General features: G+C 67.2%; 10 protein-coding genes. 4 read left to right on the plus strand and 6 right to left on the minus strand.

What is annotated here, in order from left to right:
- The first annotated feature begins 40 nt into the window (after positions 1-40).
- From fadD5 to ACFUEJ_RS14820, 4 genes are all read left to right on the plus strand, one after another.
- Positions 41-1645 (plus strand): fatty-acid--CoA ligase FadD5, encoded by a 1605-nt coding sequence (gene fadD5, locus ACFUEJ_RS14805; protein ID WP_247449601.1) that lies wholly within the window; start codon positions 41-43, stop codon positions 1643-1645.
- A 252-nt stretch (positions 1646-1897) separates the two neighbouring features.
- Positions 1898-3028 carry an NDMA-dependent alcohol dehydrogenase gene (locus ACFUEJ_RS14810; protein ID WP_065630090.1) on the plus strand — a complete coding sequence of 377 codons (1131 nt, stop codon included), beginning with the start codon at positions 1898-1900 and terminating at the stop codon, positions 3026-3028.
- Positions 3029-3051: 23 nt separating this feature from the next.
- Positions 3052-3870, plus strand: coding sequence for a serine hydrolase (locus tag ACFUEJ_RS14815; protein WP_065630089.1), 819 nt, complete (start codon positions 3052-3054; stop codon positions 3868-3870).
- 128 nt (positions 3871-3998) lie between these two features.
- A complete protein-coding gene (locus tag ACFUEJ_RS14820) occupies positions 3999-4517 on the plus strand; it encodes a DUF3145 domain-containing protein (RefSeq protein WP_010841193.1) in 519 nt (172 codons plus the stop codon).
- 73 nt (positions 4518-4590) lie between these two features.
- Here the strand turns inward: ACFUEJ_RS14820 and ACFUEJ_RS14825 are convergent, their stop codons facing one another.
- The 6 genes from ACFUEJ_RS14825 to aceE all read right to left on the minus strand — a co-directional run bounded on the left by ACFUEJ_RS14825 (position 4591) and on the right by aceE (position 13115).
- A complete protein-coding gene (locus ACFUEJ_RS14825; RefSeq protein ID WP_137810265.1) occupies positions 4591-6042 on the minus strand; it encodes an acyl-CoA carboxylase subunit beta in 1452 nt (483 codons plus the stop codon).
- A gap of 38 nt (positions 6043-6080) precedes the next feature.
- The gene (locus ACFUEJ_RS14830; protein WP_065630088.1) at positions 6081-7349 is read right to left on the minus strand and encodes a KasA/KasB family beta-ketoacyl-ACP synthase; all 1269 of its coding nucleotides are present in this window, start codon (positions 7347-7349) and stop codon (positions 6081-6083) included.
- Entirely contained in the window at positions 7349-7651 is a 303-nt protein-coding gene (acpM, locus tag ACFUEJ_RS14835; protein WP_058252053.1) for a meromycolate extension acyl carrier protein AcpM, read from the minus strand. The genes ACFUEJ_RS14830 and acpM overlap by 1 nt, the downstream gene beginning before the upstream one ends.
- Positions 7652-7781: 130 nt before the next feature.
- Positions 7782-8690, minus strand: coding sequence for an ACP S-malonyltransferase (locus tag ACFUEJ_RS14840; RefSeq protein ID WP_137810264.1), 909 nt, complete (start codon positions 8688-8690; stop codon positions 7782-7784).
- Between the two features lie 195 nt (positions 8691-8885).
- Positions 8886-10157 carry a CdaR family transcriptional regulator gene (locus ACFUEJ_RS14845; RefSeq protein ID WP_068971890.1) on the minus strand — a complete coding sequence of 424 codons (1272 nt, stop codon included), beginning with the start codon at positions 10155-10157 and terminating at the stop codon, positions 8886-8888.
- A gap of 78 nt (positions 10158-10235) precedes the next feature.
- Entirely contained in the window at positions 10236-13115 is a 2880-nt protein-coding gene (gene aceE, locus ACFUEJ_RS14850; protein WP_388030275.1) for a pyruvate dehydrogenase (acetyl-transferring), homodimeric type, read from the minus strand.
- Positions 13116-13176: the final 61 nt, after the last annotated feature.

A 13176-nucleotide genomic window follows, 5' to 3' on the forward strand; every position in this document is an offset into this window, starting at 1 on the left:
ACCCCATCACCACCAGAGAGACAACGAGGAGACCGATCGTATGACCGCGACCGTCGACACCTTCAGCGACCTGGCCACCGAGCCGCTGCGTTCGCGCCGCAACCACTGGAACAACCAGATCCGCCGCCACGCCTTCATGACCCCGGACAAGCCGGCGCTGAAGTTCCTGGGCAACATCACCACCTGGAAGGAACTCGACGAGCGCAGCCGCGCCTTCGCGGCCGCACTGAGCCGCCGCGGCGTGCAGTTCGGCGATCGTGTGCTGATCGTGCTGCTCAACCGCTCGGAGTACGTCGAAGCGGTTCTGGGTGCGAACCTGATCGGTGCCATCCCCGTTCCGGTGAACATCCGGATGAGCCCGGCCGAGGTCGCGTTTCTCGTCAACGACAGCGGCGCGAAGGTGATCGTCACCGAGACCCTGCTCGCCCCGCTGGCCGACGCCGCGGGCGCCTCCACCGGAGCGATCGAGCACACCATCGTGGTCGGCGGTTCGGACAAGGACAATCACCTCGACTACGAGGCGCTCGTCGCCGAGGATTCGTCGGATCTCGAGGAGATAGACGTTCCCGAGGAGACCGTCGCGCTGATCATGTACACCTCGGGCACGACCGGAAAGCCCAAGGGCGCCATGCTCACCCACACGAACATGCAGGCGCAGGCGGTCACCTGTCTGCAGGCCCTGCAGACCCGTTCCGACGACATCGGCTCGTGTGTTGCCCCGATGTTCCACATCGCCGGCCTCGGCGCCATGGCGCCCCTGTTCTACATGGGCGCCCTCTCGGTGATCCATCCGCTCGGCGCGTTCGACCCCGACGACATGCTGGACACCATCGAGCGCGAGGGCACCACCTCGATCTTCCTGGTGCCCGCACAGTGGCAGGCCGTCTGTGCCGCGCAGCAGGCCAAGCCGCGTGATCTCAAGCTACGTGTGATCAGCTGGGGTGCGGCCCCGGCGTCGGACACCGTCCTGAACGCGATGAACGAGACCTTCCCGGAGGCGCTCAACGTCGCCGTCTTCGGACAGAGCGAGATGTCGCCGATCACCTGCGTACTCGAGGGCAAGGACGCCCTGCGCAAGATCGGCTCCATCGGCAAGGTCGTCCCGGCCGTGACCGCGCGCATCGTCGACCCCGAGGGCAACGACGTCGCGCAGGGTGAGGTCGGCGAGATCGTCTACCGCGGCCCGAACATGATGAAGGGGTACTGGCAGAACGAGCAGGGCACCGCCGACGCCTTCGCCGGCGGCTGGTTCCACTCCGGTGACCTGGTCCGTGCCGATGAGGAGGGCTTCCTCTACGTCGTCGACCGCGCCAAGGACATGATCATCTCCGGTGGCGAGAACATCTACTGCGCCGAGGTCGAGAACGTCCTCTTCGGTCATCCGAGCATCACCGAGGCGGCGATCATCGGTCGCGCACACGAGAAGTGGGGTGAGGTGCCGGTCGCGGTGATCGTGCTCGCCGAAGGCGTCGAGGACCTGACGCTCGCCGACCTCGAGCCGTACCTCAACGAGAACCTCGCGCGGTTCAAGCATCCGAAGGACATCGTCATCGTCGACGAGTTGCCGCGCAACGCCGGTGGCAAGGTCGTCAAGCCGACCCTGCGCCAGAGCTACGGCAGCAAGGACGCCGGCCTGGCCGACTGACCCCGTCGTATCCACTGTCGTCGGACGCCTCGGCGACGTCGACACCCTCCGACCTGGGCGCAAGCACTCGCGCCCAGGTCGTCGTGGTCTCGTCCGTCCCGACCACCGCCGGCATCGACGCGCCAAGAAACACGCACTAGAACACGTTCCAATTTTGTGGTTGAGTGACTACTGTCACGTCATGGCGGCAACCGTCGGAGTGAGTAGATCCTCCCGGTGCGAGACGTCGCCGGGTTCGAACGGAGGAGTTCAGTGAAGACAAAGGGTGCATTGCTGCGGGAGCACAACAAGCCGTGGGCGATCGAGGACATCGAGATCGGCGATCCCAAGGCCCACGAGATCAAGATCAAGATGGAAGCCGCCGGCATGTGCCACTCCGATCATCACCTGATGACCGGTGGCATCCCGATGGCCGGGTTCCCGATCCTCGGTGGTCACGAGGGTGCGGGCGTCGTGGCCGAGGTCGGTGAGGGAGTCACCGACTTCGAGGTCGGCGACCACGTCGTGCTGTCGTTCATCCCGTCGTGCGGCAAGTGTCCGTCGTGTCAGTCGGGAATGGCCAACCTGTGCGACTTCGGCGCCATGCTGCTGCAGGGCGAGGCGGTGTCGGACAACACCTTCCGGATCCAGACCGCCGCCGGCGAGAACGTCTACCCGATGACGCTGCTGGGCACCTTCGCGCCGTACATGGTCGTGCACGAGGCCTCGGCGGTGAAGATCGACAAGGACATCCCGTTCGAGGTCGCGGCGCTCTGCGGCTGTGGCATCCCCACCGGTTACGGCTCGTCGACCCGCAGCGGCGACGTACGACCGGGGGAGGACGTCGCGATCGTGGGTGTCGGCGGCGTGGGTACCGCGGCCCTGCAGGGCGCGGTCATCTCCGGCGCCCGCAACCTGTTCGCCATCGACCCGGTGGAGTGGAAGCGGGAGCAGGCGCTCAAGTTCGGGGCCACCGCGGCCTTCGCCACGGTCGAAGAGGCGGCCATGGCGATCGCGGAGACCACTCACGGCGGCATGTGCCAGAAGGTGATCGTCACGGTCGGCGAGGTCCACGGCAAGGACGTCGACCTGTGGATGGGTATCACCGCCAAGGGTGGCACCTGCGTCCTGACCGGTATGGGCAACATGCTCGAGAGCGATGTCAACCTCAATCTCGCCATGCTGACCCTGCTCCAGAAGAATCTGCAGGGTTCGATCTTCGGCGGTGCCAACCCGAAGCTCGACATCCCACAGCTGCTGTCGATGTACAAGATCGGCAAGCTCAACATCGCCGACATGATCACCCGGCAGTACCGTCTGGACCAGATCAATGAGGGCTACCAGGACATGTTGGACGGCAAGAACATCCGCGGAGTCATCCGCTACACCGAAGAGGACTGGTGAGCACCCGGGTAACGTGACCCGATGTGTCTGTCCTTGATTCTCTGACGGAATGGCCCGTCGACCACGTGTCGGCGGCGATCATCACCCGCGACGGGGTCGCCGACCAGTTCGGCGACCCCGCTCGCGTCTACGAGCTCGCCTCGGTCACGAAGCCGCTGGTGGCCTACGCGGTGCTCGTCGCCGTCGAGGAGGGAGCCGTCGAGCTGGACGACCCGGCCGGGCCGTCGGGGTCGACCCTTGCCCACCTGCTCTCGCACGCGTCCGGCCTGGCCTACGACACCCGCGAGGTCGAGGCCCCGCCGGGGGAGCAGCGGATCTACTCGAGCGCGGGCTTCGAGGTGGCCTCCGAGGTCGTGGCCGAGGCGACCGGTATCGAGTTCGGCCGCTATCTCTCCGAAGCCGTGTGCGCGCCGCTGGAGATGTCGTCGACGACGCTCTACGGGCCGGCCGGGCATGCCGCCCGCTCGAGCGTGGCGGATTTGGCGGCCTTTGCCCGCGAGTTGCTGGATCCGCGCCTGCTGGCGCCGGAGACCTTCGGGACGCTGACGTCGGTGCGGTTCCCCGGACTCGACGGATTCGTCCCCGGGTACGGCAAGCACCGTCCCAACGACTGGGGGATCGGCTTCGAGATCAGGTCCGAGAAGTCGCCGCACTGGACCGGGACGAGGAACTCCCCGCGGACGTTCGGGCACTTCGGTCAGGCCGGCACGTTCCTCTGGGTGGATCCGGCGCTCGACGCGGCCTGCGTCGTGCTGACGGATCGGCTCTTCGGACCATGGGCGAAGCCGCTGTGGAGCGAGTTCAACGATCGTGTCGTTGATGAACTCTCGTCACAGAACTGAATTTTTCTCGCAGGAGAAACTAGCGCAACACGTGCATCATGGGGCACAATTGACCCTACGAATGTGATATCCGCTGTCGCGAGGTGTGTTGGGGAAGACGTTCCTCGTCGACAACGGAGGTGAACAAGGTGCGCAATCTGAATCAGTTTGCGGACATGACAACAGGAGTGGTCTACATCCACTCGGCGCCGGTGGCGCTGTGCCCGCATGTGGAGTGGGCTCTGTCGTCGACCCTGAATGCGCGCGCCAACCTGAAATGGTCGGCACAGGATGCCGAACCCGGCATGCAGCGTGCCACTGTCGACTGGGCGGGTCCGGTCGGTACCGCGGCTCGTCTGGTGACGGCGCTGCGGGAGTGGTCGGCGCTGCGTTTCGAGGTGACCGAGAACCCCAGCGAGGGTGTCGACGGTGAACGGTTCTGCTACGTCCCGGGACTCGGCCTCTGGCGCGGCTCCACGAGCGCCAACGGCGACGTCATCATCGGCGAGAACCAGTTGCGTTCGATGATCGAATCGCAGCCCGACAGCGCCGGTCTCGCCGGTGAACTCGAAGGCGCGCTCGGAACCGCGTGGGACAACGCGCTCGAGCAGTACCGCATGGGCGGTGCCGGCGCCGAGGTCACCTGGTTGCAGCAGCGGGTGGGTTAGCAGGGGGACGAACTACAACGAGACGTGCCCCGGTCCTCGTGGACCGGGGCACTTTCGTCGTCTGTGCGATGCGTCAGAGCGGGATGTTCTTGTGGCGACCGCGGCGCGCGGGTGCCGCGGCGAGCGCCTCGGCGATGATGCTGCGAGTGTGCGCCGGGTCGATGATCTCGTCGACCACGCCGATGGACTGTGCGCGGCCGACACCGCCGGCGATCGCCTCGTGCTCGGCGGCGAGACGGTCGTGCAGGGCCTCACGCTCGTCGTCGGGCGCTGCGGCGAGAGCTTTCTTGTGCAGGATGCCCACCGCGGACTTCGCGCCCATCACGGCGACCTCGGAGCCCGGCCAGGCGAACACCGCGGTGGCGCCGAGCGCACGCGAGTTCATCGCGATGTAGGCGCCGCCGTAGATCTTCCGGGTCACCAGCGTGACCCGGGGGACCGAGGCCTCGGCGAACGCGTGCAAGAGCTTCGCGCCGCGGCGGACGACGCCGTTCCACTCCTGGCCGACGCCGGGCAAGTAACCCGGCACATCGGTGATGACGATGAGCGGGATGCCGAAGGCATCGCAGAGGCGGACGAAACGCGATGCCTTCTCCGCGCTCTCGGAGTTGAGGCAGCCGCCCATCCGCAGCGGGTTGTTCGCGATGATCCCCACGCTGCGTCCGGACAACCGGCCGAAGCCGACGACGATGTTCGGTGCCCATTTGGCTTGCAGCTCTTCGAAACTCGAGATCTGGGTCTCGCCGTCGGCCGCGACACCGGAGTCGAGCAACTGCTCGACGACCGGGTGGACGTCGTAGGCGCGCCGATTCGACTCCGGCAGCAGGGCCTTGAGGTCGGTGTCGCCGGCCCGCGCGTGTTCGCGGTCGAAATGTCCCTGCTGGGTGAACGTCGACACCAGACGCCGTGCGCGCCACAGCGCGTCGGGCTCGGAGTCGGCGACGATGTGACAGACACCGGACTTCTTGCCGTGGGTGGTCGGGCCGCCCAGCGACTCCATGTCCACTTCTTCGCCGGTGACGCTCTTGACGACGTCCGGGCCGGTCACGAAGACCCGGCCGGCCGGCGCCATGATCACGACGTCGGTGAGCGCCGGGCCGTAGGCGGCGCCGCCGGCGGCGAAGCCGACGACCACCGAGATCTGCGGGATGTAGCCCGAGGCACGCACCATCGCCTCGAAGACCTGACCCACCGCGTGCAACGCCTCGACACCCTCGGCGAGGCGGGCGCCACCCGAGTGCCAGATGCCGATGACCGGCGCCTGTTCGGTGATGGCGGTGTCGATGGCGTTGACGATGTGCGCACACCCCACGACACCCATGGCGCCGCCCATGACGGTGCCGTCGGTGCAGTAGGAGACCGTACGGACCCCGTGCACCAGTCCGACGGCGGCCTGGACGCCCGACTTGTCGCGCGGATGGAGCAGCGACATCGTGCCTTCGTCGAAGAAGTTGGTCAGCCGCAACAGCGGGTCGCGGGGATCGGCGGCTTCTTCGCGGCCGGCAACGGGAGCCAAGGTCGTCATCGATGTCTCCTGGGTGTCGGGGGGTGTGGCGGTGATGCTCAGTAGCGACCGAAGGCGAGCGCCACGTTGTGCCCACCGAAACCGAACGAGTTGTTGATCGCGTAATCGATCTGCCCGTACCGGGGTTCACCGTGCACGACGTCGATGTCGCATTCCGGGTCCAGGTTCTCGAGGTTGAGGGTCGGCGGGATGACGCCTTCCTCGACGCTCTTGATCGTCAGGACCGACTCGAGCGCCCCGACCGCACCGATGGAGTGTCCGAGCGCGGACTTCGGCGCGTACACCGCAGCGTGCTGTCCGATGGCGGCGAGGATGCCGGCGGCCTCGGCGGTGTCGCCGATGGGGGTCGACGTCGCGTGCGCGTTGATGTGGGTGATGTCGGAGCGCTGCAGACCAGCGGTCTGCAGGGCCCGCGTCATGGCCCGCGCGTTGCCCTGACCACTCGGGTCGGGGGCGACGAGGTGGAATCCGTCGGAGGTGATGCCGGTACCGAGCAGGCGGGCGTGGATATGTGCACCGCGTGCGCGGGCGTGTTCCTCGCGTTCGAGGATCAGCATCGCCGAACCCTCGCCGAACACGAAACCGTCGCGATCCTTGTCGAACGGTCGCGACGCCGCTGCGGGGTCCTCGTTACGGGTGCTCATCGCCCGCATCATCGAGAACGCGGCGATCGGCACCGCGTCGATGTGACCCTCGACGCCGCCGGTGACGACCATGTCGGCGTCACCCATGACGATGTGCCGCCAGGCGTGCGCGATGGCCTCGGCGCCCGACGAACAGGCCGAGACGGGAGTGATCACGCCGGCGCGTGCGCCGACGTTGAGTCCGGCGACGGCCGCCGGTCCGTTCGGCATCGCCATCGAGACGGCGAGCGGGGACACCTTGCGGTAGTTGCCGGTGCCCTCCATGGCCTGGACTGCGTCGACCATCGCGTCGGCGCCACCCTGACCGGTGCCGATGACGACCGCGAGGCGGTCCTTGTCGACGTCGGGTTCGCCGGCCTGCGCCCAGAGGCGCTTGCTCATCACGTGGGAGATGCGCTCGACATAGGCCATCCGCCGGGATTCGATGCGCGTGACCTCCTCGGCGGGATCCTGGAGGAGACGACCACCGATGCGCACCGGGAGGTTGTACTTGGTGATGAAGTCGTCGGTCAGCTCACGGATGCCCGATTCGCCGGCCAGCAGGTTCTTCCAGGTCGAGTCGAGATCCCCACCCAACGAGGTGGTGGCCACCATGGAGGTGACCACCACACTCGGGAAGTTCCCACCCAGCGTGGAGTACTCGCGGAGGGAAGAGGGGGTCATCAGGCCTCGTCTGCCTCGACCTGCGCCTTGATGGCAGCTGCGGCCTCGGGGTTCTCGCTCTCGAGCTTCTGGATGTAGGCGACCGCGTCACCGACGGTACGCAGGCCGGCCAGATCCTCGTCGGGGATCTTGACGCCGTACTTGTCCTCGGTCTGGACCGCGATCTCGACCATGGACAGCGAGTCGATGTCCAGGTCGTCGACGAACGACTTCTCGAGGGTCACCTCGGACGGCTCGATGCCGGTGACTTCCTCGATGATCTCGGCGATGCCGGCAATGAGTTGTTCCTGGGTGGCAGCCACTGTGTGGTTCCCTTTCGTCTTCCTACGTGGATGTGAGATTTCCGGAGCGCAGCACGGACAGAGAAGTCCGCGCGCTTGGACACGCCGACATGAAGCCGACGTTCCGGGGGTCGCGGACTACCCGCGACCGCTATCCAAGTTCGGTGATCTTCGCGATGTCGCCGGGCTCCTTGAGCGCCAGCGCGGGGGTGCCCTTGAGCTCGCGCTTCGCGATGCCCACCAGCGTCCCCGCCGGGGGAAGTTCTACCAGGGCGTGGGCCGAGTGGTCTCGCAGGTACGCCGAGCACAGATCCCAGCGGACCGGCCTGGTCACCTGCCCCACCAGCTTGGCCAGCGCGTCGGCTCCGTTCGTCACCGGCTGTCCGTCGGAGTTCGACAGCAGGGTCCGGGTGGGATCGGCGGGCGTGATGCGGGCGGCGGCTGCGGCGACGGCGTCCTGCGCCGGGGCCATGAAGTGCGTGTGGAACGCGCCGGCGACCGCGAGCTTGCGGATCCGGGCCTTCTCCGGCGGCGAGGCGATGAGCTCGTCGATCTGCGCGACCGCGCCGGCGGCGACGATCTGCCCGGCGGCGTTGCGGTTGGCGGGGACGAGATCGAGTTCGTCGAGGCGTGCGAGGACGGCCGCCTCGTCGCCCCCGAGGACCGCGGCCATGGTCGTGGGCTGCAGGGCACACGCCTTCGCCATCTCCGAGCCGCGCAGCGCGGCCAGCGTGACGGCCTCGTCGGCCGAGATGACACCGGTGATCGCGGCGGCGGCGAGTTCGCCGACCGAGTGGCCGGCGACCACGGCGTCGGCGGGCAGTTCACCGTGCTTGCGCACCTCGTCGTAGGCCAGCAGTGCGGCGACGACGACGAGCGGCTGGGTCACGGCGGTGTCGGTGATCTCCTCCGCCGTGGCGGTGGTGCCGAGGCGTTCGAGGTCCAGACGGGTCTGTTTGGACCAGGTGGCGATCTGGTCACGCGCGCCCGGCAATTCGAGCCACGGCGTGAGCATGCCGGGTGTCTGAGAACCCTGTCCGGGAGCAAGCATCGAAAGCACGTGACCAGAGAACACCCTTTACCCGCGGGATGTGGGTGTGGAGAAGCATGAAGCTTGTCGCGGGCTTTTGTGGGGTTCCCACAAAGGAGACCTAGAGATCACCTGGTTCGTCACCAGTCTGAGATTTGTTACCGAACCGTGTTGTTAAGGCTCCTATCAGCGGAAACGGTGAATCGGACATGAAACCCGTGTGACTCATGTGGCAGATGATGGCGATTTGTGCCGGAAGTGTGTCAGTCGACCCACCGTCGACGCGACCCTCAGAACGTAGGCGTCGCGCGGGTTAGTTGGGTCACGTCCTGTGATTTCCGAAATTTTCTTCAGTCGGTAGCGAACCGTATTTGGATGGATGTACAGAATTCGGGCGCAGGACTCGACCGAGCCGCCGGAGTCGAGGTAGGCCTCGAGAGTGGTGGTCAGCGTCGCACCGCCCTCGGCGAGCGGCTGGACGAGGGATTCGATCAAAGCGGTCATCGCTGACTCGTCGCCGTTGAGCGCGCGCTCGGGTAGCAGTTCGAGACTGTGGACCGGCCGCGGTGCGCTCGGCCAGCCGGCCACCGCCTCGATCCCGGCCATGGCCTCGGTGGCACTCGAGTGCGCGCTGCCGAGGTTCGGCATGGTCGGACCGATCACCACCGGACCGTCGGCGAAGTGGGAGAGCAGTGCGCCGACGAACTTCTCGGTCGGACGGGCGGGACCGCTCACGATGGCCACCAGCACCGAACCCTGCACCACCGACAGGGCCGACCGGTCGAAGGACTTGGCCGTGTTGTGGATCGCCAGTGGCACCGACACGTTCTGTTCCGGGGGCGGCGTCCCGACTATCACGGTGGCCGGCGCATCCGAGTCCCAGTTGAGCGCCGCTGCGCGAGAGAGCAATTGTGGCCCGGTGTCGCCGCGGACCACCGCGTCGACGACGAGGGCCTCGAGCCGGGAGTCCCACGCCCCGCGTGACTCCGCGGCCGAGGCGTAGATCGCTGCCGCGGCGAAACCGATCTCGCGTCCGTAGCGCAGCACCGACTCGGTCAGCGCACGGAGCTGGGCATCGTTGCGGGCGAGGAGCGGCAGCCACTTCTCGAAGAACTCCATGGCCACGCGGACCATCTCGACGGTCTGCAGCAGCGTGATGCGGCGGGCGAGGTCCTGCGGGACCACCTGGAAGGCCTGGACCGTGAACTTCACGTTGCCCTCGGGGTCCTGGATCCACTCGACGAAGTTGACCACCGCGGTCTGCACGACGAGTTGCACACTCGCGCGCTGCGCGGCGTCGAGGTCGGAGAAATAGGGCAGCTGGTCCTGCATCGAATGGACCGCCTCGGTGGCGAGTCGGCCGCTGTACTGCTTGACCCGCCGGAGAAGAGTGTCCGGCAGCGCGTCGTGCACGGTGGCGGGGGCCGGTACGTGCGCGCCCCGCTCACCGAACACGTCAGCCGGTGGCTGCTTCCTGTTCACGCGCGCATCGGACACGACCTCAATCTAGCCCCTCGGCCGGGGTGGGTTCCCCGACCGAGGGCGAGTGGAGGCCGTGTCCGTCGGCGCGACCGGTCAGGCGACTCCCGGATCGCTGGTCTGCTCGGGTGCGGCCGAGACGTCGTCGATCCGGTACTTGTCGGCGGCCTGCTTGGCCACCGACATCTCGATGTTGCCGTCCCGGGCGAGCGCGACGAGCACCGCGACGACGATGGACTCGGCGTCGACGTTGAAGAACCGTCGCGCCGCCGGGCGCGTGTCGGAGAACCCGAACCCGTCCGTCCCCAGCGTGAGGTAGGTGCCCGGGAGGTATGCCCGGATCTGCTCCTGCACGCCGCGCATGTAGTCGCTGACACCGACGAACGGGCCGGCGGCGTCGGCGAGCAGCTCGGTCAGGTACGCCGGTGCCGGCTCGGCGGCCGGATCACGCAGTACCTCGCGGTCGGCGCGGATCCCGTCCCGGGCGAGCTCGCTCCACGACGTGACCGAGTAGACGTCGGCGCCGACGTTCCATTCCTCCGCGAGCATGTCGGCGGCGCGCAGCGCGTCGGGCATGGTCACGCCGGACACGAGGATGTTGGCCGGGTGTTCCTTGCCCTCCGGCGCCTTCTGGAACCGGTACGCACCCTTGACGATGCCGGTCGGGTCGAGTCCCTCGGGCTTGGCCGGCTGACTGATCGGCTCGTTGTAGACGGTCAGGTAGTAGAAGACGTTCTCCGGGTCCTCGCCGAACATGCGCTCCATGCCGCTCTCGACGATGTGGCCGAGTTCGTAGGCGAAGGCCGGATCGTAGGAGACGACGGCGGGGTTGGTCGCGGCGAGCAGCGGCGAATGCCCGTCGGCGTGCTGCAGGCCCTCGCCGGTCAGCGTGGTGCGGCCCGCGGTCGCGCCGATGATGAAACCGCGCGCCATCTGGTCGGCGGCGGCCCAGAAGCTGTCACCGGTGCGCTGGAAGCCGAACATCGAATAGAAGATGTACAGCGGGATCATCGGCTCGTCGTGGGTCGAGTACGACGTTCCGACCGCGGCGAAGCTGGCTGCCGACCCGGCCTCGTTGATGCCCTCGTGCAGGATCTGACCCTCCGGGCTCTCCTTGTAGGCGAGCATCAGTTCGGCGTCGACCGAGGTGTAGAGCTGTCCGTTGCGGTTGTAGATCTTGAGGGTCGGGAACCATGAGTCCATACCGAAGGTCCGAGCCTCGTCCGGGATGATCGGCACGATCCGCTTGCCGACCTCCTTGTCGCGCAACAGATCCTTGAAGACGCGCACGAGCGCCATGGTGGTCGCGACCTGCTGCTTGCCCGAGCCCTTCGCGGTGGCCTTCAGTGCCGAACTCATGTCGGCCTTCAGCACCTTCGCCTTGGTGCGGCGGCTCGGCAGGAAGCCGCCGAGGGTCTTGCGCCGGTCGAGCATGTACTGCAGCTCCGGCGAGTCCTTGCCGGGGTTGTAGTACGGCGGCAGGTACGGGTCCTTCTCGAGCTGCTCGTCGGAGATCGGGATGCGAGTGCTGTCGCGGAAGGCCTTCAGATCGTCGAGCGTCAGCTTCTTCATCTGGTGCGTCGCGTTGCGGCCCTCGAAGTGCTTGCCCAGCGTGTAGCCCTTGATGGTGTGGGCCAGGATCACCGTCGGCTGGCCCTTGTGGGTCATCGCCGACGCGTAGGCGGCGTGGATCTTGCGGTAGTCGTGACCGCCGCGCTTGAGGTTCCAGATGTCGGCGTCGGAGAGGTCCTTGACGAGTTCCTTCGTGCGCGGGTCGCGGTTGAAGAAGTGCTCGCGGACGAACGCGCCGTCGTTGGCCTTGTAGGTCTGGAAGTCGCCGTCGGGCGTGGTGTTCATCAGGTTGACCAGCGCGCCGTCACGGTCGGCGTGCAGCAACGAGTCCCACTCGCGGCCCCAGATGACCTTGATGACGTTCCAGCCCGCGCCGCGGAAGAACGACTCGAGCTCCTGGATGATCTTGCCGTTGCCGCGCACCGGGCCGTCGAGACGCTGCAGGTTGCAGTTGATGACGAAGGTCAGGTTGTCGAGGCCCTCGGTGGCCGCGAAGCTGGCGAAGCCGCGCGATTCCGGCTCGTCCATCTCGCCGTCGCCGAGGAAGGCCCACACGTGCTGGTCGGAGGTGTCCTTGATGCCGCGGTCGTGCAGGTAGTGGTTGAACCGCGCCTGGTAGACGGCATTCATGGGGCCGATGCCCATCGACACCGTCGGGAACTCCCAGAAGTCCGGCATCAGTCGCGGGTGCGGGTACGACGGCAGGCCGCCGCCCTCGCCGGCGTGGCTGTGCTCCTGCCGGAACCCGTCCATGCGGGCCTCGTCGATGCGGCCCTCGAGGTAGGCGCGGGCATAGATGCCCGGGGAGGCGTGGCCCTGGATGAAGATGTGGTCGCCGCCGCCGGAATGGTCCTTGCCGCGGAAGAAGTGGTTGAAGCCGACCTCGTACAGCGACGCCGACGAGGCGTAGGTGGAGATGTGGCCGCCCACGCCGACGCCCGGGCGCTGTGCGCGGTGCACCATGATCGCGGCGTTCCACCGGATCATCTGGCGGAATCGGCGTTCGACGTCCTCGTCACCGGGGAACCAGGGTTCGGCCTCGGTCGGGATGGTGTTGACGTAGTCGGTGGAGGTGAGCGCGGGGATCGACACCCGCTTCTCGCCGGCGCGTTCGAGCAGACGCAACATCAGGTACCGGGCGCGACCAGGGCCCGCGGCGTCGAGGAGGGCGTCGAACGAGTCGAGCCACTCGTCGGTCTCGTCGGGGTCGATGTCTGGCAGATAGGACGCGACTCCTTCACGGATGACCCGGACTCGTTGTCCGGCGGCACGTCCGTTCGAGCTGGGGCCGGTGTTCCCGGCGGCGCTCGGCGAGACGTCCTGTGTCGCTTGGTCCATCTGGTTGGTCACGGTGATGCCTACTCCCTCTGACAGGCCGAACTCGGGGTGGTGGTCCGACCGCATGGCGTCGGCACCGCACTCCGATGTGGTGCGGCGCCTACCCTCATCGTGCCCCATGTGGGGT

Source organism: Gordonia sp. NPDC057258, from assembly GCF_042668985.1.
In the GTDB taxonomy this organism is placed as follows: domain Bacteria; phylum Actinomycetota; class Actinomycetes; order Mycobacteriales; family Mycobacteriaceae; genus Gordonia; species Gordonia hongkongensis.

Coding starts and splice junctions, on each gene's coding strand:
- fadD5 (WP_247449601.1), top strand. CDS start 41: ATGACCGCGACCGTCGACACCTTCAGCGACCTGGCCACCGAGCCGCTG.
- ACFUEJ_RS14825 (WP_137810265.1), bottom strand. CDS start 6,042: ATGACGACCTTGGCTCCCGTTGCCGGCCGCGAAGAAGCCGCCGATCCC.
- aceE (WP_388030275.1), bottom strand. CDS start 13,115: ATGCGGTCGGACCACCACCCCGAGTTCGGCCTGTCAGAGGGAGTAGGC.
- ACFUEJ_RS14830 (WP_065630088.1), bottom strand. CDS start 7,349: ATGACCCCCTCTTCCCTCCGCGAGTACTCCACGCTGGGTGGGAACTTC.